The 23,195-nt window shown below is 69.2% G+C and carries 23 protein-coding genes; 17 read left to right on the top strand and 6 right to left on the bottom strand.

Annotation, left to right across the window (positions count from 1 at the left end; all coding sequences use genetic code 11):
- The first annotated feature begins 9 nt into the window (after positions 1-9).
- Positions 10-678 (top strand): GNAT family N-acetyltransferase, encoded by a 669-nt coding sequence (locus tag P6281_RS21830; protein ID WP_008260545.1) that lies wholly within the window; start codon positions 10-12, stop codon positions 676-678.
- Positions 679-686: 8 nt separating this feature from the next.
- Here the strand turns inward: P6281_RS21830 and P6281_RS21825 are convergent, their stop codons facing one another.
- Positions 687-1,610 (bottom strand): class I SAM-dependent methyltransferase, encoded by a 924-nt coding sequence (locus tag P6281_RS21825; RefSeq protein WP_014385793.1) that lies wholly within the window; start codon positions 1,608-1,610, stop codon positions 687-689.
- A gap of 246 nt (positions 1,611-1,856) precedes the next feature.
- Here P6281_RS21825 and secY point away from each other — a divergent pair, with 246 nt between their 5' ends.
- The 8 genes from secY to P6281_RS21785 all read left to right on the top strand — a co-directional run bounded on the left by secY (position 1,857) and on the right by P6281_RS21785 (position 8,423).
- Positions 1,857-3,182 carry a preprotein translocase subunit SecY gene (secY, locus tag P6281_RS21820; RefSeq protein WP_008260543.1) on the top strand — a complete coding sequence of 442 codons (1,326 nt, stop codon included), beginning with the start codon at positions 1,857-1,859 and terminating at the stop codon, positions 3,180-3,182.
- Positions 3,179-3,724: an adenylate kinase gene (locus P6281_RS21815; RefSeq protein ID WP_009956578.1), complete on the top strand. Its 546-nt coding sequence runs from the start codon at positions 3,179-3,181 to the stop codon at positions 3,722-3,724. Before secY ends, P6281_RS21815 begins: the two co-directional genes overlap by 4 nt.
- A gap of 2 nt (positions 3,725-3,726) precedes the next feature.
- Entirely contained in the window at positions 3,727-4,530 is an 804-nt protein-coding gene (gene map, locus P6281_RS21810; protein WP_009956580.1) for a type I methionyl aminopeptidase, read from the top strand.
- Between the two features lie 164 nt (positions 4,531-4,694).
- A complete protein-coding gene (locus tag P6281_RS21805) occupies positions 4,695-5,240 on the top strand; it encodes a sigma-70 family RNA polymerase sigma factor (protein ID WP_026071196.1) in 546 nt (181 codons plus the stop codon).
- A 30-nt stretch (positions 5,241-5,270) separates the two neighbouring features.
- On the top strand, positions 5,271-5,990 hold the full coding sequence (locus P6281_RS21800; RefSeq protein WP_036429494.1) for an anti-sigma factor family protein: 720 nt from the start codon (positions 5,271-5,273) through the stop codon (positions 5,988-5,990).
- Positions 5,991-6,004: 14 nt separating this feature from the next.
- On the top strand, positions 6,005-7,213 hold the full coding sequence (locus P6281_RS21795; RefSeq protein ID WP_324738521.1) for an FAD-dependent oxidoreductase: 1,209 nt from the start codon (positions 6,005-6,007) through the stop codon (positions 7,211-7,213).
- A gap of 23 nt (positions 7,214-7,236) precedes the next feature.
- Positions 7,237-7,803 carry a DUF4389 domain-containing protein gene (locus P6281_RS21790; protein ID WP_324738520.1) on the top strand — a complete coding sequence of 189 codons (567 nt, stop codon included), beginning with the start codon at positions 7,237-7,239 and terminating at the stop codon, positions 7,801-7,803.
- Positions 7,800-8,423 (top strand): class I SAM-dependent methyltransferase, encoded by a 624-nt coding sequence (locus P6281_RS21785; protein WP_009956585.1) that lies wholly within the window; start codon positions 7,800-7,802, stop codon positions 8,421-8,423. The genes P6281_RS21790 and P6281_RS21785 overlap by 4 nt, the downstream gene beginning before the upstream one ends.
- Here the strand turns inward: P6281_RS21785 and P6281_RS21780 are convergent.
- Positions 8,410-10,926 (bottom strand): FtsX-like permease family protein, encoded by a 2,517-nt coding sequence (locus P6281_RS21780; protein ID WP_009956587.1) that lies wholly within the window; start codon positions 10,924-10,926, stop codon positions 8,410-8,412. The two genes, P6281_RS21785 and P6281_RS21780, sit on opposite strands and share 14 nt — an antisense overlap.
- Complete coding sequence (locus tag P6281_RS21775) at positions 10,923-11,618, bottom strand: ABC transporter ATP-binding protein (protein WP_009956588.1); 696 nt, start codon at positions 11,616-11,618, stop codon at positions 10,923-10,925. Before P6281_RS21775 ends, P6281_RS21780 begins: the two co-directional genes overlap by 4 nt.
- Before the next feature lie 54 nt (positions 11,619-11,672).
- On the opposite strand from P6281_RS21775, the gene P6281_RS21770 reads away from it, so the two are divergent.
- The 5 genes from P6281_RS21770 to P6281_RS21750 are packed head-to-tail and all read left to right on the top strand — an operon-like array spanning position 11,673 to position 16,673.
- A complete protein-coding gene (locus P6281_RS21770; RefSeq protein ID WP_043955847.1) occupies positions 11,673-13,448 on the top strand; it encodes a thiamine pyrophosphate-binding protein in 1,776 nt (591 codons plus the stop codon).
- Positions 13,429-14,076, top strand: a complete 648-nt coding sequence (locus P6281_RS21765; RefSeq protein ID WP_008260527.1) for a hypothetical protein — start codon at positions 13,429-13,431, stop codon at positions 14,074-14,076. Before P6281_RS21770 ends, P6281_RS21765 begins: the two co-directional genes overlap by 20 nt.
- A 7-nt stretch (positions 14,077-14,083) precedes the next feature.
- Entirely contained in the window at positions 14,084-15,103 is a 1,020-nt protein-coding gene (locus P6281_RS21760; RefSeq protein WP_009956589.1) for a 3-oxoacyl-ACP synthase III family protein, read from the top strand.
- The gene (locus P6281_RS21755; protein WP_009956590.1) at positions 15,103-16,158 is read left to right on the top strand and encodes a pyridoxal phosphate-dependent aminotransferase; all 1,056 of its coding nucleotides are present in this window, start codon (positions 15,103-15,105) and stop codon (positions 16,156-16,158) included. The genes P6281_RS21760 and P6281_RS21755 overlap by 1 nt, the downstream gene beginning before the upstream one ends.
- An 8-nt stretch (positions 16,159-16,166) precedes the next feature.
- Positions 16,167-16,673, top strand: a complete 507-nt coding sequence (locus tag P6281_RS21750) for a MarR family transcriptional regulator (protein ID WP_014385788.1) — start codon at positions 16,167-16,169, stop codon at positions 16,671-16,673.
- Positions 16,674-16,756: 83 nt separating this feature from the next.
- Here the strand turns inward: P6281_RS21750 and mmsB are convergent, their stop codons facing one another.
- Genes mmsB through P6281_RS21735 form a run of 3 tightly spaced genes read right to left on the bottom strand, consistent with a single transcriptional unit; the run spans position 16,757 to position 20,346 of the window.
- Positions 16,757-17,635 (bottom strand): 3-hydroxyisobutyrate dehydrogenase, encoded by an 879-nt coding sequence (mmsB, locus tag P6281_RS21745; RefSeq protein ID WP_009956591.1) that lies wholly within the window; start codon positions 17,633-17,635, stop codon positions 16,757-16,759.
- Positions 17,636-17,647: 12 nt separating this feature from the next.
- The gene (locus P6281_RS21740) at positions 17,648-18,817 is read right to left on the bottom strand and encodes an acyl-CoA dehydrogenase family protein (protein WP_014385787.1); all 1,170 of its coding nucleotides are present in this window, start codon (positions 18,815-18,817) and stop codon (positions 17,648-17,650) included.
- An 8-nt stretch (positions 18,818-18,825) separates the two neighbouring features.
- The gene (locus P6281_RS21735; protein ID WP_014381093.1) at positions 18,826-20,346 is read right to left on the bottom strand and encodes a CoA-acylating methylmalonate-semialdehyde dehydrogenase; all 1,521 of its coding nucleotides are present in this window, start codon (positions 20,344-20,346) and stop codon (positions 18,826-18,828) included.
- A 103-nt stretch (positions 20,347-20,449) separates the two neighbouring features.
- On the opposite strand from P6281_RS21735, the gene P6281_RS21730 reads away from it, so the two are divergent.
- The 3 genes from P6281_RS21730 to P6281_RS21720 are packed head-to-tail and all read left to right on the top strand — an operon-like array spanning position 20,450 to position 23,175.
- The gene (locus P6281_RS21730; RefSeq protein WP_014385786.1) at positions 20,450-21,886 is read left to right on the top strand and encodes a hypothetical protein; all 1,437 of its coding nucleotides are present in this window, start codon (positions 20,450-20,452) and stop codon (positions 21,884-21,886) included.
- A 42-nt stretch (positions 21,887-21,928) separates the two neighbouring features.
- On the top strand, positions 21,929-22,480 hold the full coding sequence (locus P6281_RS21725; protein WP_014385785.1) for an RNA polymerase sigma factor: 552 nt from the start codon (positions 21,929-21,931) through the stop codon (positions 22,478-22,480).
- Positions 22,477-23,175 carry a Rieske (2Fe-2S) protein gene (locus P6281_RS21720; protein WP_014385784.1) on the top strand — a complete coding sequence of 233 codons (699 nt, stop codon included), beginning with the start codon at positions 22,477-22,479 and terminating at the stop codon, positions 23,173-23,175. The genes P6281_RS21725 and P6281_RS21720 overlap by 4 nt, the downstream gene beginning before the upstream one ends.
- Positions 23,176-23,195: the final 20 nt, after the last annotated feature.

The raw sequence follows: 23,195 nt of genomic DNA, 5'->3' as shown, positions 1-23,195 counted from the left end.
GCTGGTGCAATGACCGACCACGACCGCAAAGCCACCCGCCGGGAAATCGCCGACGCCCTGTCGAAAGCCGTGGAGCGGCGGCACGAAATCGCCGACGCCATCGTGGAATCAGAGAACAGGGCGGCCGCGGTGGAGGCGATCGTCCGGCTGCTCGACACCTCCCACCTGGCCGCCGAGGCGGTGATGGGCATGTCGTTCGATCAACTCACCATCGACTCGCGCCGCAAGATCCTCGCCGAACTCGAAGACCTCAACAAGCAGCTGAGCTTCACCCTGGGCGAGCGCCCGGCGAGCTCGGGGGAGACCCTGGAGCTGCGGCCCTTCTCCGCCGCCACCGACCGCGACATCTTCGCCGTGCGCACCGAGGAGATCGGCGCGGCCGGCGACGGCTCGGGCGGGCCGGCCGGCAGCCTGGACGACGAGATCAGCGCGGCCCTCGGGCGCGTCGACGACGAGGAGGCCGCGTGGTTCGTGGCCGTCGACTCCGGCCAGAAGGTCGGCATGGTGTTCGGCGAGCTGGTCCGCGGCGAGGTCAACGTGCGGATCTGGATTCACCCCGATTACCGCAAGCGGGGCTACGGCACCGCTGCCCTGCGCAAGTCGCGCTCGGAGATGGCGTGGTGTTTCCCCGCGGTCCCGATGGTCGTGCGCGCACCGGCGGCCAAACCCCCCGGCTGAGCGCGCGGTTATGAGCCCAATGTCGCGGTGACCGCAACGATGTTGGGGTGCTGGGCCGCCTCGTCATCGTCGGGGAATTCCAGGCCGTAGTCGCCGAACAGATCGCGCCGTGGCCGGGTGCTCACCCGCCATCCCCGGCCGGTGAGGTAGTCGACGACGTTGCTGCGCTCGCCGTCGAAGAACAGCCCGGAAAGGTCGATGTCGCAGCCGACTTTCGCCCACCTGTCGTTGAACTCCCGCGCGCGTTGCGACATCGTCGTCCCGTTGTCGGGGTGATATTCGGTGGCCAGCTTGCTGCCGGGCGCGCTGAGCGCGGTGATGTTGTCGAAGAGCCGGTCCTGCGCGTCGGGCGGCAGGTACATCAGCAGGCCCTCGGCACTCCACGCCGTCGGCCGCGTCACGTCAAAGCCGCTGCCGCGCAACGCCGCCGGCCAGTCCTCCCGCAGGTCGATGCCGACGGTCCGCCGGTCCGCGGCCGGGGAGGCGCCCAGGCTGGCCAGGGTGGCGCTCTTGAACTCGACGACCTTGGGCTGGTCGACCTCGTACACCACGCTGCCGGGCGGCCAGCCCAGCCGGTAGGCGCGGGCGTCGAGGCCGGCGGCCAGGATCACCGATTGGCGAATCCCGTCGCGGGCGGCATTGAGGAAGAAGTCGTCGAAGAAGCGGGTGCGCACCGCCATCGAATCGGTCTCCAGCGCCAGCTCCTTCGCGCCGCCTCCGGCCGCCCCGTCGCCCTCGGGCTCGGTGACCTCGCCGTCGACCAGACGGCGGAAGAAATCCAGGCCGACCGCCCGCACCAACGGCGCGGCGAACGGGTCGTTGATGATCGGATTGGCTCCCCCGCTGGCCAGCGCGCGGGCCGCGGCGACCATCGTGGCGGTGGCGCCGACGCTCGAGGCCAAGTCCCAGCTGTCTTGGTCGGTGCGTGTCATACTGCTCCCAAGTTACTTAGCAAATGCAACGAGACAGCCGCACTCTACGCCGCCGGCCTGACGGCTTCCTGTGCTTTTTCCGGGGCCCCGTCCGAGCATTTCCGGTGGCCGCGGGAAAGGCCCTGACCGGACCTGACCGGACCAGCTGTTAGTCTCGTACACGGTTCGACGCGCGACGCCGTACGTCCTGGCCTGCGGGAGTTGGGCGCGTGATGCAGGAAACCCCCGGCTGCGCAGGAGGAAGAGTTGCTTTCCGCTTTCATCTCATCGCTGCGGACAGTCGACCTGAGACGGAAGATCCTCTTCACGCTTGGCATCGTCGTCTTGTACCGGGTCGGCGCCGCGCTGCCGTCCCCGGGCGTCAACTATCCGAACGTCCAGCAGTGCATCAAAGAGGCCAGCGGCGGCGCGGCCGGACAGATCTATTCGCTGATCAACCTGTTCTCCGGCGGGGCGCTGCTCAAACTCACGGTGTTCGCGGTGGGCGTGATGCCCTACATCACCGCCAGCATCATCGTCCAGCTGCTCACGGTGGTCATCCCGCGGTTCGAGGAACTGCGCAAGGAGGGCCAGTCCGGCCAGGCCAAGATGACGCAGTACACCCGTTATCTGGCGATCGCGCTGGCGATCCTGCAGGCCACGAGCATCGTGGCGCTGGCCGCCAACGGGGGGCTGCTGCAGGGCTGCTCGCTGGACATCATCGCCGACCAGAGCATCTTGACGCTGATCGTCATCGTGTTGGTGATGACCGGCGGCGCGGCCCTGGTGATGTGGATGGGTGAGCTGATCACCGAACGCGGCATCGGCAACGGCATGTCGCTGCTGATCTTCGTCGGCATCGCGGCCCGCATCCCCGCCGAGGGCAAGACCATCCTGGACAGCCGAGGCGGCATGATCTTCACCGCCGTGCTCATCGCCGCGCTGATCATCATCGTCGGCGTGGTGTTCGTCGAGCAGGGCCAGCGGCGCATCCCGGTGCAATACGCCAAGCGCATGGTCGGCCGCCGGATGTACGGCGGCACGTCGACGTATCTGCCGCTCAAGGTCAACCAGGCCGGTGTCATCCCGGTGATCTTCGCGTCCTCGCTCATCTATATCCCGCACCTGATCACCCAGCTGATCCGCAGCGGCAGCGGCGGCGTGGGCAACAGCTGGTGGGACAAGTTCGTCGGCAGCTACCTGTCCGACCCCAGCGACCCCGTCTACATCGGCATCTATTTCGGGCTGATCATCTTCTTCACGTACTTCTACGTGTCGATCACCTTCAACCCCGATGAGCGCGCCGACGAGATGAAGAAGTTCGGCGGGTTCATCCCCGGGATCCGGCCGGGCAAGCCGACCGCCGATTACCTGCGGTTCGTGCTGAGCCGGATCACGTTGCCGGGTTCGATCTACCTCGGTGCGATCTCGGTGCTGCCCAACCTGTTCTTGCAGATCGGCAACGGCGGGGCGGTACAGAACCTGCCGTTCGGCGGCACCGCGGTGTTGATCATGATTGGCGTGGGCTTGGATACGGTCAAGCAGATCGAGAGTCAGCTCATGCAGCGCAACTATGAAGGGTTCCTCAAGTGAGAGTCGTTTTGCTGGGTCCGCCGGGGGCGGGCAAGGGGACGCAGGCGCAGAAGCTCTCCGAAAAGCTGGGGATCCCGCAAATCTCCACCGGTGAGCTGTTCCGCAGCAACATCGAGAACGGCACCAAACTGGGCCTGGAGGCCAAGCGCTACCTGGACGCCGGTGACCTGGTGCCCTCGGAGCTGACCAACCAGCTCGTCGACGACCGGTTGAGCGACCCGGACGCGGCCAACGGCTTCATCCTGGACGGGTTCCCGCGGTCGCTGCAGCAGGCCAAGGCGCTGCACGAGATGCTCGAACGCCGCGGCACCGACATCGACGCGGTGCTGGAGTTCCGGGTCTCCCAGGACGAGCTGCTGCAGCGGCTCAAGTCGCGCGGCCGCGCCGACGACACCGACGACGTCATCCTGAACCGGATGAAGGTCTACCGGGACGAGACCGCCCCGCTGCTGGACTACTACCGCGACGAACTCAAGACCGTCGACGCCATCGGCACCTTGGACGAAGTGTTCGCCCGCGCGCTGCAGGCGCTGGGCAAGTAGAAATGACCCCGCTGGCGCGGCTGCGGAGTCGCAAGGTGGTGCCGCAGCGCAGCGCCGGCGAACTCGACGCGATGGCCGCGGCGGGCGCGGTCGTGGCGGCCGCGCTGCAGGCCGTCCGGGCCGCCGCGGTGTCCGGCGTATCGACGCTGAGCCTCGACGAGATCGCCGAATCGGTGATCCGCGACGCCGGGGCGGTGCCGTCGTTCCTGGGCTATCACGGCTACCCGGCATCGATCTGCGCGTCGGTCAACGAGCGGGTGGTCCACGGAATCCCTTCGGCCGCAGAGGTTTTGGGCTCCGGTGACCTGGTATCGATCGACTGCGGCGCCGTGCTGGACGGCTGGCACGGCGACGCCGCGATCACCTTCGGGATCGGGACCCTGGATGCGGCCGACGAAGCGCTGTCCCAGGCCACCAGGGAATCGCTGGAGGCCGGGATCGCCGCGATGGTGCCCGGCAACCGGTTGACCGACGTATCGCACGCCATCGAGATGGGTACGCACGCGGCCGCGGCCCGCCACTCGCGGTCCTTCGGGATCGTCGAGGGATACGGCGGCCACGGCATCGGCCGGCAGATGCACATGGACCCGTTCCTGCCCAACGAGGGCTCGCCCGGGCGCGGGCCGCAGCTGGCCCCCGGGTCGGTGCTGGCCATCGAGCCGATGCTGACGCTGGGAACCGGCAAGACCGTGGTGCTCGACGACCAGTGGACGGTCGTCACCACCGACGGCTCGCGGGCGGCACACTGGGAGCACACCGTCGCGGTCACCGAGTCCGGACCGCGCATCCTGACCCTGGGGGCCTGAACGAGCCGCGATCGCAGGCGCGGCGAAGCCGGGCGCGGCGGATCGGGGCGGGTCGGGGCCGTTGAACGAGCCACGATCGCAAGCGCGGCGAAGCCGGGCGCGGCGGGTCGGGGCCGTTGAACCGGGCGCCTGCTCGGCTCGTTCTCCCGGCAGGAGGTGATCGAGTGGCTCGTGTGGCTGGCACTCGGAACGCGTCAGCGGCTGCCGAAGCCGCTCTGATGAAGGCGCTTTTCGACGAACACGCCGCGGTTCTGTGGCGCTACGCGTTGCGCCTGACGGGGGACACGAGCCAGTCCGAGGATGTGGTCCAGGAAACGCTGCTGCGGGCGTGGCAGCATCCCGAAGTCGTCGGGGACACCGAACGCTCGGCGCGGGCGTGGTTGTTCACCGTCGCCCGCAACATGATCATCGACGATCGGCGCAGCGCGCGATACCGCAACGTCGTCGGTTCGACCGACGTCTCGGGGGCGCCCGAACAGTCCACGCCGGACGAGGTCAACGCGGCCCTGGACCGGTTGCTGATAGCGGACGCGATGGCCCAGCTGTCCGCCGATCACCGAGCGGTGATCGAACGGTCCTACTACCGCGGTTGGACCACCACGCAGATCGCTGCAGACCTCGGCATCGCCGAGGGAACGGTGAAGTCGCGACTACACTATGCCGTACGGGCGTTGCGACTCACTCTGCAGGAACTTGGGGTTACCCGATGAGGGGCTCCGAAGGCTTGAGGGGTGAAGGACATGGATGAAATGAACACGCCGGTGGCCGATATCGGCCCTCCCGAAGACCGCTACGCGATGTGGGATGCCGCATACGTGCTGGGGTCGCTGTCGGCCGCGCAACGCCGCGAATTCGAGACGCACATGGCGCGCTGCCCGGCCTGCCGTGAGGCGGTCGCAGACCTCAGCGGCGTGCCGGCACTGCTTTCGCAACTGGACCGCGACGAGGTGGCCGCGATCGACGAGTCCGGCCCGGCGCCGGAGATGTCCGAGGAGATGCTGCCGTCGTTGCTGGCGGCGGTGCGGTGGCGCCGGCGGCGCACCCGGGTGGTGACCTGGGTGGCCTCCGCCGCGGCGGCCGCGGTGCTGGCGATCGGGGTGTTCGTCGGCCTGCAGGCCTGGTCGTCGACTCCCGCCCAGCAGGTGACCGCGTCGGCCGAGCCGATGGCGCAGGTGGGCACCTCGCTGCTGACCTCCAGCGTCCAGGTCACCGGCCAGCACTGGGGCACATCCATCGCGCTTCGGTGCGTGTGCCTGGCCCCGCTGAACGCGCACCATGACACGCTGGCGATGGTCGTGGTGGGTCGCGACGGCAGCCAAACGCGGCTGGCGACCTGGGTGGCCGTGCCCGGTCACACCGCGACACCCGTGGGCGCGATCTCGACCCCGGTCGACCAGATCGCCGCCGTGCAAGTGGTCGCCGCCGACAGCGGCAAGGTGTTGTTGCAGCGTTCGCTGTAGAGATCGGAGCCAGCGTGTTCGGGCGTCCGCTTCGGGTGCTGGTGGTGGGCGCCGGCGTGGCCGGCATCTCCGTCGCCCGCGGCTTGGTGGGGGACGGACATGACGTCACCGTCTTCGAGCGCCGGCCCGACGTGCAGGCGCCCGGCGGTGCGGTGACGATCTGGTCCAACGGTGAGACGGTGCTGAACCAGCTGGGTGTCGACATGGGCGGCGCCGGCCGCCTGCTGGCCACCGTGCGGGCCGTGACGTCCCACGGCCGGCCGCTGGCCACGCTCGACGTCACCGCGATGGTGCGGCGGCTGGGCGCACCCGTGCGGATGGTTCCGCGCCGAATATTGCTGGAACGCCTTCTCGACGGGTTCGACGCCGAGCGCATCCGGTGCGGCTCCCCGGTGATCGCGGTGAACCGTACGGACGTCGGTGTCTGCGTGGAGTTCGGCGACGGCACCGTGGCTGATGCGGACGTGGTGATCGGTGCCGACGGGTTGCACTCGATGGTGCGCAATTGCGTTGGCGCGCAAGCCGCCAAGCCGACCGGCTGGTGCAGTTGGCAGGGGCTTGCCACTGTCCCGGAGATCGTGGATTCCGATGCCGCGCTGATGATCATCGGTGCGCGCGGAAACCTCGGCCTGTGGCCCGCCGGCGGGTCGGAGGTGCAGTGGTGGTTCGACCTGCCGTGGTCGCATGGCTTCGTCCGACCGCAGCGCCCGATCGAGATGATCCGGTCCCACTTCGCCGGATGGTCCGACTCTGTCGACCGGGTGCTCGCGACGCTGAGCGACGACGACCTGGCCGGCTCGCCATTCCCGCATTTTCGCCATCCGATTCCGGGCCCGGGGCACGGCCCCGTCACGTTGCTCGGCGATGCCGCGCACGCGATGCCGCCCACCCTGGCGCAGGGGACCAACCAGGCGCTGCTCGACACGATGGTTTTGTGCAAGGCGCTGAGGGATTTTCGCGGTGGGACCAACGGCGGCGCCGATGTCTCGGCCGCCCTGCGGTGGTATGAGAGGACCCGTCGACGCAAAGTCATGGCCGTGTCCTGGGTGGCGTCGCTGCCGGTGTCGCACGGTGAGTTCGTGCTGCGACCGGCCGCGCTGATCTCCGACCGGCTGCAGGCCGGCGCGCTGACGACGTTTCTGCGCCTTACGAGTCACCGCCGGATGTCCGCCGAAATCAGCCGAAACTTGGGGGTAGCGGCGACGGTCCCGTCAAGCCCGTGAACAGCCCGGCCGATTCCGTAAGAGTGCGAGGCGATTTCGACTCGCCCTCGCGCTGGCTCTGGCTGGTGAAGTGGTGCGTGCTGGCCGTGCCGCACTACCCGATACTGATACTGCTCTACCTGATCTATCCGTTCTCGACCGTGGCGGCCGGAGTGGCCATCCTGTGCACCGGGCGATATCCGCGGCCGCTGTTCGCATTCAACGTCGGCGTGCTGCGCTGGTCGTGGCGGCTGATGAACTACCGCTTCCCGATGAACAGCACCGACAGGTACCCGCCTTTCACGCTGGCGTCTCGGCCCGACTACCCCGGCGATCTCGCGGTCGACTATCCCGAGCGGCTGAAAAACTGGGCGGTGCTGGTGAAGTGGCTGCTGGCCATCCCCCAGGTTCTGCTGTGCTGGTCGATGGAGGCGCCGCTGCAGGTGCTGTGTGTCATCGCCGCGCTGGCGCTGCTGTTCACCGGGACGATCCCACGGGGCGCGTTCGATCTGCTCATGGGCATGGTCCGCTGGCGATACCGGGTGGCGGTGTACGTGTCGTTGATGCGCGACGAATACCCGCCGTTCCGAATGGATTTGGGCGCACGATGACCCTGCGAAGCCTGGCGTTCCCCTACGTGTACCGATTCGGCCAGCCGCTTTTCGACCGGCTCTTTTACCACCGCTACCGACGGGCGGCGCTGAGTAACGCGAACGGCCGGCTGCTGATGCTCGGGCTGGGGCCGGGAACCGACTTGATGTTTCTGCCCGACACGGTGACGTCGGTCGCCGCCGTGGAGCCCGCGGCGCCGTTCCGGCGGATGGCCGCGAGGCTCGCCCGGCGCCGCGGCATCGCGGTCGACCTCGTCGAGGGAACGGGCGAGTCGATTCCCTTCCCGGACAACTCTTTCGAATCCGTCCACGCCGGGCTGGTGTTGTGCTCGGTCGGCGACGTGGCCGCAACCCTCGGCGAGATCCGGCGGGTGCTGGTGCCCGGCGGCAGGCTCGTGGTCCTCGAGCACGTGCGCGGTGACGGCGCGACCGGCCGGTTCCAGGATCTGATCGCCAAGCCGTGGTCGTGGCTCGCCGGTGGCTGCGAGCCGAACCGGCGCACCCTCGAGGCCATCGCCGCCGCCGGATTCGACACCGCCGCGCTGCGCAGCATCCGAACGCCGGTGCCCTTCCCGTGCAAACCCCATCTGCAGGGATTCGCCACCGTCACTCGACGCTGACCGCCTCGATGATGGACAGGCGCGCCGCGCGCCGTGCCGGTGGCACCGAGCCGAGCAGGCTGATCGCCAGCGCCCCGAGCGTGAAGGCGAGCGCCAGGGGGCTCGGGTGAAAGCCGACTTCGAAATTCATGATGTCGTCGCTGATGCGGCTGAACAACCACTGGTCGGTCAGACCGAGCGCCAGCCCCAAAACGCCGCCGACGACACCGATTCCGGCCGCCTCCGCCAGCACCATCCGCAAGGTGAACCGCCGGCTGGATCCCATGGCGCGCAGCACGCCGATTTCGCGGCGGCGTTCGTTCACCGAGAGCGTCAGCGTGTTCAGCAGTGCGACCGCGGCCACCGCCACGACGATGACCCACACCGCGTTGGCGATGAACATGCTCTGACGCAGCGGGGCCTGCAGCCCCGCCAGCGCGGTGGGGCCGTCGTACACGTGGTTCGGGGCCGGCGCCGCCTCGCGGACGCCGGCCAGCAGCCGCTGCCGATTCACCCCCGGGGCCGCGGCGATTTGCAGTGTCGTCGCCGCCGGGCGATCGAACCAGGCCCGCATCTGGTCGAGGTCGATTCCGACGGTGCCGATCACGGTCGAGAAGAACGGCACCAGGGCCAGCACGGTCACCGACCGCGGGCCGTGCGGCGTTTGGAGCCGCAGTTGGTCGCCGGCCCGGACGTGCAGAGTGGTGCCGAGAATCCGCGTGAGCACCACACCGCGGCCGGCGAGCACCTCGGTGCGCACCCGTTCGTCCAGCGCCCGGAAGAGCGCATCGTTGCTGCCGGCGGAAAACCCGTCGAGCAGGACGCGGGTACCGCCGACCACGGCGAAACCGAACGCTCCCTCGGTCACGCGCGCCACGCCGGGAAGCGCGGCGACCTTCGCGGAAAGCCCCTGTGGCAGAACGTCGGTGGGGTAGCTGTCGGGCGGGTCCGCGCTCACCCACACGTCGGTATCGGTGACCGGTGCGAAGATGTCCCGCGCGGACCGAATCATGTCGGCGTTCGTGCCGGTGATCACGACGGTGGTGAGTACCCCGATGAGCACGGTCATCACGGTCGCCCACACCCGGCGCGGCGCACGCTGGATCGTCGCCGCGGCCAGCGCCCCGAACGACCCGAACGTGCGCGCCATCGCCGCCGTGGCGTGGACGATGGGCGCGGTGAGCGCGAAGCCCAGGGCGATCTCGGCGCCCAGCACCGCGGCCATCGCCACGACGGCGTAGCTGCCGCGCTGGCCGGTGACGACCGGCGTCGACACCGCGAACACCGCCACCGCACCAACCCCGCCGGCGATGCGCAGCCACCGCGGCACCGTGTCGGCCGCCGAGGCCCCGACCGGCGCGAGCGCCTCGATCGGCGAGACCTTGTACACCTGCCGCGCCGCCATCGCCGAGGCCGCCACGCTGGTCAGCGCCGTCGCCGCGAGCGCCAGCGGTATCGCATAACCGGGCAGCCAATACTGCACGCGGGCTTCGAGCCCTTGCGTCATCGCCGGGGGCAAGCGCCCAATCGCGATGTGGCCCGCCACAATTCCCATGCCGGACCCGATTGCCCCGCCGATCAGGCCGAGCACCGCCGCCTCCGCCAGCATGTCGCCGACGATGCTGGCGCGCCGGCCGCCGATAGCCCGCAGCATCGAGATGACCGGCCGGCGCGCGGTGATCGCCATCGTCATCGTGGTGTAGATCAAAAACGCGCCGACCACCAACGCGACCGCGGCGCCCAGCAGGGCCATGTAGTTCATCAGCTTGACGCCGTCGCCGGCGCGGGCCGCCCGAAAGCTCGGGGCCGCGACGATCGCACGGCCGTGCACGGCGGCGGTGACCGCGGCGCGGACGGCGCCGGGGTCGGCGCCCCGCTTCGTGGTGATGAGTATCGAGTCGAGTTGACCGGTGCGGCCGGTGGCGTTCTGCGCCAAGGCAAGTGGCGCAAGCACGTAGTGCCCGCCGTTGAGGTCCTCGTATCGCTTGCCCGCGAGCACATCGGTCACCGTGACCGACGCCGAACCCAGTTGAAACGCCTGGCCTTTCGCATAGCCGACGCGGGGTCCGGCCTGAACGCCGGACGGCGTCGAGGACAGCGCCTGCACCGGCCGGGTCACCACGTCCTTGAGGGCGCCGCCCAGGGCGGCGGTGCTCGCGTCGGCGCCCAGCAGCAGCACCGGCCCCGACGGTGTGGACGCCGACGCCCGGATCATCGGTGCGGCGGTGGCTACGCCGGGAACGCCGGCCACGTCGGCCAGTATCGAGTCGGGGAATCCGCCGTCGGTGATGCCGGACACCTCGAGCGCGGCGACCCCGGCGATCCCGTCGGCCAGCCGGCCCACCGACCCGGTGATCGACCCGAAGATGCCGAAGATCGCCACCAAATACGTTGCCGAGACCGCCATTACGGCGATCGACGCAAACGTGCGGCGTCGATGCACGGCCAGCTCGCGCAGGCTGAACACGCGCAGCCTGCTCGCCGCGGCCGTGAGCTTGAGGCCGCGCCGCGCCCCGGGCCTCACCCCGCGACCGCCATCACGTCCGAACCGACGCGACCGTCCTGCAGCGTGATCACCCGGTCGGTGGCCGCGGCCGCGTCGGCGTTGTGGGTCACCATCACCACCAGCCGACCCCCACCCTCCTCGTGCGCCACCTCCGCCAACAGCGCCAAAATGGACGCGCCCGTCGCGGAGTCCAGGTTTCCGGTCGGCTCGTCGGCGAGGATCAGCGGCGGGTTCATCATCAAGGCACGCGCGACCGCGACCCGCTGCATTTGGCCGCCGGACAGTTCCGCCGGCCGGTGCTGCGCCCGGTTGCCGAGCCCGACCCGGTCCAGCAGGCGGATCGCGTCCGGCTTGGCGCTGCCCAACCGGACTCCGTCGAGCAGCTTGGGAATCGCCACGTTCTCCCAGGCCGACAGCGTCGGCAGCAGGTTGAAGAACTGAAAGATGAAACCCACCCGCCGATGGCGGAACCGCGACTGCTGTTCATCGCTAAGGCGGGCGATTTCCTCGCCATCGAAGGCGATCGACCCGGAATCGGGGGAATCCAAGGCGCCGAGCACGTGCAACAGCGTGCTCTTGCCCGCCCCGGACGGTCCGACGACCGACACGAACTGCTCGTCCGCCAGCCGCAGGCTGACGCCGTCGAGCGCCCGCACCGTTTGACCGCCGACCCGGTATTCGCGCACGACGTTGCAAAGTTCGACGGTCATTCAAACATCACGATGGCCGCCGGTGAACGGTTCATGTACTGGATCTGGACGACGATGAACCGACCGGGCCGCTACCTCGTTTCATCAGGCATGCTTGGCAGGCACCGGGTGGTCGACCATATCGTCGGGCACCTCGCGGCGATCGGAGTCGATCACATCTTCGGTGTGGACGGCGCCAACATCGAGGACGTGTACGACGCCGCGCACTTTTGCCCCGACATCGACGCGGTGCTGGCCAAGCACGAGTTCTCCGCGGCCACCATGGCCGACGGGTACAGCCGAAGCGGGGCCGGGGTGGGCGTGGTGGCCGCGACCTCGGGCGGGGGCGCGCTGAACCTCGTTGCGGGTCTGGGCGAGTCGCTGGCGAGCCGGGTTCCGGTGCTGGCGTTGGTCGGCCAGCCCGCCCGCACGATGGACGGCCGCGGCAGCTTTCAGGACACCAGCGGCGCAAACGGATCGTTGAACGCCGAGGCATTGTTCTCGGCGGTATCGGTGTTCTGCGAGCGGCTGCTGACGCCGGCCGACATCGTCTCGCTGCTGCCCCGGGCCATCGCCGCGGCGCGCATCGGCGGACCGGCGGTGTTGTTGCTGCCCAAGGACATTCAGCAGGCCCATCTTGACGCCGGGCGTGACGACAATGACGCGGATGGCATGCGGGCCGCGATCGGCAACCCGCATCCGATCGTCGCCGAGCTGCGGCGGGTGCAGGGACGGGTCACCATCCTGGCCGGCGAGCAGGTGGCGCGCGATGACGCCCGCGCCGAACTCGAAGAGCTACGCGCGCTGCTGCACGCGCGGGTGGCGACCGTGCCGGACGCGAAGGATGTCGCGGCTGCAGACGGGGGGCCGGCCGCGTTGGGGGTGACCGGCGTCATGGGTCACCGCAACGTGGCCGAGGCGGTGGCCACCAGCGCGGTGTGCCTCATCGTCGGCACCCGGCTGGCGGTCACCGCGCGCGGCGGCCTGGACGAGGCGCTGGCGGCGGTGCGGACGGTCTCGATCGGTTCGGCGCCGCCGTATCTGCCCTGCACCCACGTGCATACCGATGATCTGCGCGGCTCGCTGCGCGCGCTGACCCATGCGGTTCGCCACCGCGGGCGGCCGGCCGGTCCGCGCATCCCCGGCGCGGGCCGGCCCGCCGAAATGACGCCCCCGCCCTTCACCGGGCCGGGCGTGCGGTACCGCGAGGCCATGGCGGTGCTGGACGATGTCGTGCCCGACGGGTCCGACATCGTGGTCGACGCCGGCAACACCGGCGCCGCGGCCATCCACTACCTCCCGGTGCGACGCGGCGGCAGGTTCGCCGTCGCGCTCGGCATGGGCGGCATGGGCTACAGCTTCGGCGCCGGGATCGGAATGACGTTGGGGCGAGCCAACACTGGCCGCCCGGCCGGCCGCACCGTGGTGATCGCCGGTGATGGCGCGTTCTTCATGCACGGCATGGAGGTGCACACGGCCGTGCAGTACCGGCTACCGATGACGTTCGTGTTGTTCAACAACAACGCGCACGCCATGTGCGTGACCCGCGAGCAGCTGTTCTACGACGACCTGTACAGCTACAACCGGTTTCGTCCCAGCCGGCTCGGCGCCGGCCTGGCGGCGATGTTCCCCGGCCTGGCGGCGGTGGACGTCAGCGACGCCGATGGATTCGCCGCGGCCATGGGCGCGGCGCTCGACATCGACGGCCCGGCGGTGGTCAGTGTCGAGTGCGCCGCCGACGAGATCCCGCCGTTCGCACCATTTCTCACCGCCGCGCCCGCTAAAGGCCGCGGGGTGGACCAGATTTCACTTGCTGAGGAGAACTTGACCAATGTCGCTGCCAGCGCTTGAGGATATCCCGGACCTCATCGACGGGGTCACCCGCATCGAAACCAGCCCCAGGGAGAAGGCCACGCCGATCATCATGGACATGATGCGGTCGGTGTACCCGCACGACCAGGTCTTCGGGCAGTACTGCACCGTCAACGACTACGTCGACTGCCCGCCCGACGAGCTCTACGAGTACATGGCCGACACCCGCAGCCTGGAGGAGTGGACGTACAGCCTGCGCGGGTTCACCCCCACCGACGAGCCCGGATTATGGCTGGCGCACGACCGGCTCGGCTCGGAAACCGAGATCTACACGCGCACCGTCGCCAACGCCCAGGCGCGGACCGTGGATTACCACTGCGCCTGGGATCAAGGCAAACATCTGTGGATGATCTACCTGATGCGTGTCGTCGACGCCCAGACCGTCCTCGACAAGCCGGGATCGGTTGTGCTGTGGACGAATTGCCACCACCCCTTCTACGACCACAACCCGTACCCGGAGACCGCTCCGGCGCAGCGGCCCGTGTGGGTCGGCGACTTCTGGGACATGTTCGCCGCCGGCCACCTGCTGGAGTTGCGCAACCTCAAGGCGATCGCCGAGTACCGCCACCGCAACGGCCTGCCCGTGACGCCGGTGTGGATGAGATGAGCAGACCATGGCTAAGCCGACCGTCAGCCTGATCGACGTTTCCACCTATCTGCCGGGGGATCCGATTCCCGCCGGCTACTACGCCCGATTCGCCGAATCCGACGACCTGCGCGACAACGTGATGTTCCGCGCTCCGAAGTTTCGCCATCACGTCGGCGCGGACGAGAGCTCGGTCGACATGATCGAGCGTGCGGCCCGGGGCCTGATCGAACGGCACGGCCACGACGTCGTCGCAGGTGCGGACGTGCTGATCACCCACACCCAGGTACCCGACATGGCGTTCTACGGCCAGGGTGGCGGCATCGCGCATCGGCTGGGCATGCGGCCGTCCTGGGTGCTCGACCTGAACAACGGCGGCTGCGCCGCATTCGTGTTGGCGCTCAACGTGGCCCGCACATTGTTGTCCGCGGGCCAGGGCCGCACCGCGCTCATCGCGATCGCACAGAACGCGGCCGGACAATTCTTCGATCAGCCGACCATCCGCCGCAAGGCGCAGTCGGCGGTGCCCGGTGACGGCGCCGCCGTGGGACTGGTCGCGCTGAGCGAACACTCGCCCATCCTGGATGTCGAGTGCCGCACCTACGGCGAGTATGCGGGCGAAATGACGCTGTCCTACGACCCGCCCCGCAAGTGGTGGCAGGCCGGCCCCGGCGAGGGCAGCATCGGTTTCACGGAGAGCAAGATCACCAAGGTGCTGGCCCGCGGCAACCGGCAGGTTCCGGAAGTGGCGCTGGCGGTCTGCGACCGAATCGGGTTGGCCGCCAAGGACATCGACCTGCTGGTCACCAACCAGCCCAACAGGGCGTTTCTGCGCAATTGGCGTGACGCGCTCGAGTTGCCCCCGCAACGTCATCGGGACACCTTTGACGAGTGCGGCAACCTGTTCGGTGCCGGGATCCCGATCAATCTGGACCGCGCGATCGCCGACGGCCAGCTGGGTGCCGGGGAAGTGGTCATGATGGCGGCCTTCGCGCATGCCGGCGACTTCGCCGGCGCCGCCGCGGTGCGCTGGGGCGGACGAGACTGATGCACGCGGTTCCGGCCCCGGTTGCCGGCCAGATCTGCGATGCGCTGCCCGACGCGGTGGATCCGTTCGCCTTGTCGCTCAACGAGAATCCGTTTCCGCCGCTACCGTCGGTGCGTTCGGCGTTGATTCGGTCCGTTTCCGCGGCGAACCGGTATCCGGAGTTCTTGCCGGAGCGGTTGCGCGGCTTGGTCGCCGGCCACATCGGTGTGCCCACCGAGCGGGTGGTGCTGGGCGCCGGGGCGACGGGCGTCGTGTTGCAGGCGCTGCAGGCGCTGACCGCGCCGGGCGACACGATCGCCATGGCGTCGCCGACGTTCGATGGCTATCCGATCGTCGCGCAACTGGCACGATTGAACTCGTCGTTCGTTCCGCTGGACGCGCACGGCCAGCACGACCTCGACGCGCTGGCCGACGCGGCCGGCGCCGCCCGCGTGGTGGTGGTGTGCCGGCCGCACAATCCGACCGGCACGCTGGAGCCCGCGGCCGCCGTTCTCCGGTTCCTGCGCCGGGTGCCGCGCGACACCGTCGTGCTGCTCGACGAGGCCTATATCGAGTTCACCGCTCCCGAGCACCGTTTCGACGTGGCGGCACTGGTCACCCGTTTTCCCAACGTCGTGGTGGTGCGGACCTTCTCCAAAGCCTACGGCCTGGCCGGGCTGCGAATCGGTTACGCGGTGGCGTCCCACCAGCTGGCGCCGACGCTGTGGACCCAGCAGCTGCCGTTCGGCATCGCGATCACGGGCCTGCTCGCGGTCGCGGCGTCGTATGCCGCGGAAGGTGAACTGCTGCGCCGGATCCGGCTGATCACCGCCGAACGCCGCTATCTCCGGATGCGCCTGAGCGCGCTGGGGATCTACACGACCGACGCGCACGCGAACTTCATGTATCTGCCGTCTCAACAGGGCTTGTCGTGGCGTGAGGCTTTCGGCGACGACGCTCCACGCGTGCGGTATTACGCGGACGGTGCCGCGCGGATCACCGTGGGCGGCCGCGCATCGACGACGGCGGTGCTGTCGGCGTTGGGAAAGGCCACGCTCGGGCTCCAAGTGCGGTAAGAAGGGGCGTGGCCGACTCACGACCGGACAAGCGTGATCCGATTGCCGCGGCGCGGGCCAACTGGGAGCGCGCCGGGTGGGGTGACGTGGCGCCGGGCATGGTCGCGGTGACGTCGGTGATGCGTGCGCACCAGATCCTGCTGGCCCGCGTGGAGACGGCGCTGCGGCCCTACGACCTCAGCTTCTCCCGGTACGAATTGCTGCGGCTGCTGGCGTTCAGCCGCTCCGGCGCGCTACCCATCACCAAGGCCTCCGACCGGCTGCAGGTTCACGTCACCAGCGTCACCCACGCGATCCGCCGGCTGGAGGCCGACAGGCTGGTGCAGCGTGTTCCGCACCCCACCGACGGGCGCACCACGCTGGTCCAGATCACCGACCTGGGCCGCTCCACGGTCGAGGACGCGACGATCACGCTCAACAAGCAGGTGTTCGCCGATCTCGGGATGTCCGACGCCGAATCGCAGGACCTCGCGTCGTCCATCGAGACGTTGCGCCGCAACGCCGGCGACTTCTGAAGCTCTTCGTCCCGCGCGCCCAACGTGGAGTTGTTGCGCCGAATCGGCTTATTTCCCGCCACAAGTCGACGTTCGGCGCGCGGTCAACGCAGCGTCTCGATGATCGCGCTGAAGTCCTTGTCACCGTGATCGGCGGCGAACTCAGCGTAGATCTCGGCGGCGTGGCGGCCCAGCGGGGCGGTCGAACCGCTCGAGGACACCGCATCCATCGCCAGTCCAAGGTCCTTGTTCATCAGCGCGGTCGCAAACCCCGGCTTGAAGTCGTTGTTGGCCGGCGACGTCGGGACCGGGCCCGGCACAGGGCAATTGGTGTGCACGGCCCAGCAGTTTCCGGTCGCCCCGGTGATCACGTCGAACAGCGACTGCGCCGACAGGCCGAGCTTTTCGGCCAGGACGAACGCCTCGCCGATCGCGATCTGCTGCACCGCCAGCACCATGTTGTTGCACACCTTGGCGGCCTGGCCCGCCCCGGCCGCGCCGCAGTGAATGATCTTGCCCGCCATGGGTTCCAGCACCGGCCGCGCGCGTTGCAGGGCGGCGTCGTCGCCACCCACCATGAATGCCAGCGTCCCGGCGACCGCGCCGTTCACCCCGCCCGAGACGGGCGCGTCCAGCTGTGCGATGCCGCGCGATTCCGCCAGCGCATGCACCTCGCGGGCGTCGTCGACCGAGATCGTGGAGCTGTCGATGAACAGAGCACCGGGCCGCGCCGCGGGCAGAATCTCCGCGTAGCAGCGCTTCACCAACTCGCCGTTGGGCAGCATGGTCATGACCACGTCCGCACCGGCCACCGCGTCGACGGCGGTGTCGAAGGCGGCGACGCCGGCCGCCGCGGCCGCGGACAGCGCCGCGGGCACCGGGTCGAATCCGCGCACCGCATGGTTGGCCGCAACGAGGTTCGTCGCCATGGGCCCGCCCATGTGGCCCAACCCCAGGAAAGCCACGGTCACGTGCTCGGTCATCTGAAGACCCTTCTATGCGGTTGCCGGAGAAGCTCTGAACCGTGCGGCTTCTGCCCGACCGATGACCACTCGCATGATTTCGTTGGTGCCTTCCAGGATCCGGTGCACCCGCAGGTCGCGCACGATCTTTTCCAGACCATACTCGCGCAGGTAGCCGTAGCCGCCGTGCAGCTGCAGGGCCTTGTCGGCGACCTCGAAGCAGGTGTCGGTGACGTAACGCTTGGCCATCGCGCACAACTCGACCTTGTCGGGGTCGTCGGTGTCCAACGCATTGGCCGCGCGCCACAACATCATGCGCGACGTCTCGAGGCCGGTCGCCATGTCGGCCAGGGCGAACCGGATGGTCGGTTCGTCGAGCAGGGACTTGCCGAACGCCTGCCGATCGCGAACGTAGGCTCCCGCCTTGTCGGCGGCGGCCTGGGCGCCACCGAGCGAGCACGCGGCGATGTTGAGCCGGCCGCCGTTGAGGCCGTTCATCGCGATGCCGAATCCGGCGCCCTCGCCGTCCGCGCCACCCAGCATCGCGTCGGCCGGCACCCGCACGCCCTCCAGGATCACCTGGGCGGTGGGCTGGGCATGCCAGCCCATCTTCTCCTCCAGCGCGCCGAAACTCAGCCCCTCACTGTCCTTTTCGACGATGAACGCCGAGATGCCGCGCGGGCCCTCGCCGCCGGTCCTGGCCATCACCACGTAGACGTCCGACGCGCCCGCGCCCGAGATGAACTGCTTGACCCCGTCGAGCACATAGTCGCCGCCCTCTTTGACCGCGCGGGTGCTCAACGCGCTGGCGTCGGAGCCGGCGCCCGGCTCGGTGAGGCAGTAGCTGGCGATGACGTCCATCGACGCCAGGCGCGGGACCCAGTCCTTGCGCTGTTCGGCGGTGCCGAACGTGTCGATCATCCACGCGCACATGTTGTGGATCGACAGGAATGCGGCGGTGGTGGGGTCGGCGATCGCCAGCTGCTCGAAGATGCGGACCCCGTCGAGCCGGCGCAGCCCGCTGCCGCCGACGTCCTCGCGGCAGTAGATCGCCGCCATGCCGAGCTCCGCCGACTCACGCAGCACGTCGGTCGGAAAGTGCTTGGCCGCATCCCATTCCAGGGCGTGCGGGGCCAGGCGCTTGGCGGCGAACGCGGCTGCCGTCTCGGTGATCACCCGTTCGTCGTCGTCAAGGGTAAACATTCGCGGCCCTAATCCATTGTGGGAATGACGAATTCGGCGCCGTCCTTGATGCCGGACGGCCACCGCGACGTCACCGTCTTGGTCTTGGTGTAGAAGAGGATTGACGACGGACCGTGCTGGTTGAGGTCGCCGAAGCCGGAGCGCTTCCAGCCGCCGAAGGTGTGGTAGGCCACCGGCACCGGGATCGGCACGTTGACACCGACCATCCCGACCTGCACGCGGGAGACGAAGTCGCGGGCGGCGTCGCCGTCGCGGGTGAAGATGGCCACGCCGTTGCCGTACTCGTGCTCGGACGGCAGACGCAGGGCCTCCTCGTAGTCGTGGGCGCGCACGATGCACAGGACGGGCCCGAAGATCTCGTCGGTGTAGATCGACATGTCCGGGGTGACGTGGTCGAACAGGGTCGGCCCGATGAAGAAGCCGCCTTCGAGGTTGGCGTCACCGAAAGTCAGGTCGTCGCTGGCGCGTTCGCGGCCGTCGATGACCAATTCGGCGCCCGCGTCGACGCCCTGGCCGATGTAGTCGCGCACCCGCGCCACGGCGGCCTCGGTCACCAGCGGACCGTAATCGGCCTTGGGGTCCAGGCTGTGGCCAACGCGCAGGTTGTTGATCCGCTCGATGAGCCGGGCGCGCAGCCGGTCCGCGGTCTGCTCACCGACCGGGACCGCGACGCTGATCGCCATGCAGCGCTCGCCCGCGCTGCCATATCCCGCGCCGATCAGCGCGTCGACGGCCTGGTCCAGGTCGGCATCGGGCATCACGATCATGTGGTTCTTGGCGCCGCCGAAGCACTGCGAACGCTTGCCGGTGGCCGCGGCCCCGGCGTAGATGTACTGGGCGATGTCGGAGCTCCCGACGAACCCGACCGCCTGGATGTCCGGGTGGTTCAGGATGGCGTCGACGGCCTCCTTGTCGCCGTGCACGACCTGGAACACGCCCGGTGGCAGGCCGGCCTCGACGAAGAGTTCGGCGAGGCGCACCGGGACCGACGGGTCGCGCTCGCTGGGCTTGAGCACGAACGCGTTGCCGCAGGCCAGCGCCGGGCCGGCCTTCCACAACGGGATCATCGCCGGGAAGTTGAACGGCGTGATGCCCGCGACCACGCCCAGCGGCTGGCGCAGCGAATAGACGTCGATGCCCGGACCGGCGCCCTCGCTGTATTCGCCCTTGAGCAGGTGCGGGATGCCGATGGCGAACTCGATGACCTCGATGCCGCGCTGGATGTCGCCCTTGGCGTCGGCCAGGGTCTTGCCGTGCTCACGCGACAGCAGCTCGGCCAGCTCGTCGTTGTGTTTGTTGACCAGCTCGATGAAACGCATCATCACCCGCGCGCGGCGTTGCGGATTCGTTGCGGCCCAACCTTTTTGGGCCTCGAGGGCCGACGCCACCGCGGCGTCGATGTCGGCCTGGCCGGCCATCGGCACCTGGGCCTGGACACTCCCGGTGCTGGGGTCGAAGACGTCGGCGGTGCGGCCGGACTGGCCGGCGGTGCGCCGACCGTCGATGAAGTGGGGAATCTGTGTGGTCATGGGGCCCTCGGATGTGGTTGACGCGCTTAAGCGGATACTTGCATATCCTAGTAACCCGGTTCGGGCCTTGGCAAGGTGGGTGGCGGGCTAGCCTGACAGCGGTATGCACACCATCGAGGCCGACTACCTGGTGGTCGGGGCGGGCGCCATGGCCATGGCGTTCATCGACGCGCTGGTCGCCGAAGCCTCAGCGGCGCAGGCCCGCGTCGTGGTGGTGGACCGCAACCACGCGCCCGGTGGGCACTGGACCATGGCCTACCCGTTCGTGCGGCTGCACCAGCCCTCGGCGTTCTACGGCGTCAACTCGCTGCCGCTGGGTGGCGACGCCATCGACCAAGTCGGTTGGAACCGGGGGCTTTACGAACTGGCCACCGCCGGCGAGATCTGCGCCTACTACGACCACATCATGCGCCGGCGGCTGCTGCCGAGCGGGCGGGTCAGCTACTTCCCGATGAGCGAATACCTCGGCGAACACCGTGGTGAAGCCCGGTTCCGCACGCTCGCCGGCGCCGACTACACCGTCCGGGTGGCGCGCCGCGTCGTCGACGCCACCTACATGCGGGTCACGGTCCCCGCGATGCGCCCGCCGCCTTATCGGGTCGCGCCCGGCATCGACTGCGTCCCGCCCGGCGACCTGCCGCGGCGCGGCGCCCACGAGCGCTACGTCATCGTCGGGGCGGGCAAGACCGGCATCGACACCTGCCTGTGGCTACTGGGCCAGGGCGTCGACCCGGATCGGCTCACCTGGATCATGCCGCGCGATTCCTGGCTGCTGGACCGCGAGACCATGCAGCCCGGCGCGTTGTTCGCCGAGAAGATCAAGGCCAGCTTCACCGCGCAACTGCGCGCCATCAACGACGCGGCGTCGGTGCGGGATCTGTTCGACCGCCTCGAAGAGGCCGGCCTGCTGCTGCGGATCGACCCGGCGATCCGTCCCGCCATGTACCGCTGCGCCACCGTCACCCGCCTCGAACTCGAGCAGCTGCGGCGGATTACCGACGTCGTGAGGATGGGGCACCTGCGGGCCATCGAGGCCGACACGATGGTCCTCGACCGGGGCGCCGTGGCGGTCAGCGGCCGCGAGCTCTATCTCGACTGCACCGCCGACGGCGCCGAAAAGCGGCTCGCCACACCGATATTCGATTCCAACCGCATCACCCTGCAGAGCGTGCGCGGCTGCCAACAGATCTTCAGCGCGGCGCTGATCGCCCACGTGGAGGCCGCGTACCGCGACGACTCGCTGAAAAACGAGCTTTGCGTGCCGCTGCCGCATCCGGACACCGACATCGACTGGCTACGGCTGGCGTGGGCCGATTACAGCAACCAGCTGCGCTGGTTCGACGACCCGGACTTGATGTCGTGGTTGTCGACGGCGCGCCTGGACCTGTTCGGTCACCTGATCGGCCACCTGCTGCCGTCCGCGTCGGCGAAGCCCCGGGTCCGCGACCGGATACTGGGCATCGCCAAGTCCGTGTTTTCCGCCACCGCCACCAAGCTCGACGAGCTGATGGCCGCCGAAGCCGCGCTCGCCGCGCGCTGACCCGTGTAACCCGAGCCGATATTGATCGGGTGAAGGAGGCATGTGGCGGCAAGAAGCGATCCCGTCGGGCCGCGACCCCTGCGCGCGGTACCCGGCGCCGGGCATGAGGCCGGCTACCCGGACTGGGAGGCCGTGTACTCCGACAACGTGGGGTGGGTGTACCGCACGCTGTTCGCGCGCGTCGGCAACCGGACCGACGCCGAAGACCTCACCGCCGAGGTGTTCCTCGCCGCGCTGCGGCCGCTGCGCCTGACCGTGAGCGTGGCCGAGGTGCGCGCCTACCTGCGGGCCACGGCCAGGACGGTGCTGGCCGCACACTGGCGCCAGACCCTGGGACGGGAGATCACCTCGATCGAGGACATCGAGCAACCGGCCGACAGCGAGGAGGCGATCAGCACCGCGCCGCAGCGGGTGGCCCGCGTCCTGGACGCCCTGCCGGATCGGTATCGCCTGATCCTGGAATCGCGCTTTCTGCGCGGCAATTCGATCAAGGAGTCGGCCGCGGAACTCGGAATCAGCGTGCCCAATGCCAAAGTGCTCCAGCACCGCGCCCTGCGGCTGGCGGCGCAGGTCAACGATGGGGGCAAGCAATGAATGCGCGGGGCTTGCGACGCTATGTCGACGATCTGTTGCGGGGGCGCCGGCCCAGGCCGTTCGCGCCCGACGACTTCGAGGCGGCGCAGCTGCGCACCGCCATCGAGCTGCGGGCCGCCCGCAGCGGGGATGACACGCCGCGCCCGGAATTCCTCGCCGATCTGCACCGTCGCATCGGCGAGCAGATGTCAGGCACGCCGCCGCGAACCCCGCCCGGGCGCACCGGCACGCGCCGCCAGGTCATCGTCGGCACGTCGGCCGCGGCGACGGCCGCGGTCGCCGCGGTTTCCCTCGATCGCGCAGTGATCTCCGGTCGCCATCGGCGACCGAGTGCCCCGGATAACGCCGCCGGGCGACTCACCCCCAACGAGGGAAGCTGGCAGCGCGTCGCCTCCAGCTCGGACGTGCCCGACGGGGCCATGCGAGCTTTCGATCTGGGTTCGGTGACCGGATTCGTCCGGCGCATCGACGGCAACGTGCACGCGATATCGGGGGTGTGCACCCATCAAGGGTGCAAGCTGTGGTTCGACGCGTCCGAAGACACCTTGCGCTGCCCCTGCCACACCACGTCGTTCTCGCCCAGCGGGCAGGTGCTCACCCACCAGTTGCCGATCGCACCAAAACCGTTGCCCGAATTGATGGTTCGTGAGGTCGACGGTGTCATCGAGGTGTTCGCCCCGGGGCGCCGCACCTGAACGGTGTAACCCGCCGCCCT

The organism is Mycobacterium sp. 5-140-3-2, assembly GCF_035666375.1.
Taxonomy (GTDB): Bacteria; Actinomycetota; Actinomycetes; order Mycobacteriales; family Mycobacteriaceae; genus Mycobacterium; species Mycobacterium intracellulare.
The sequence above is the reverse complement of the archived record's forward strand: the minus strand, read 5'-3'. Positions and strand labels throughout refer to the sequence as shown.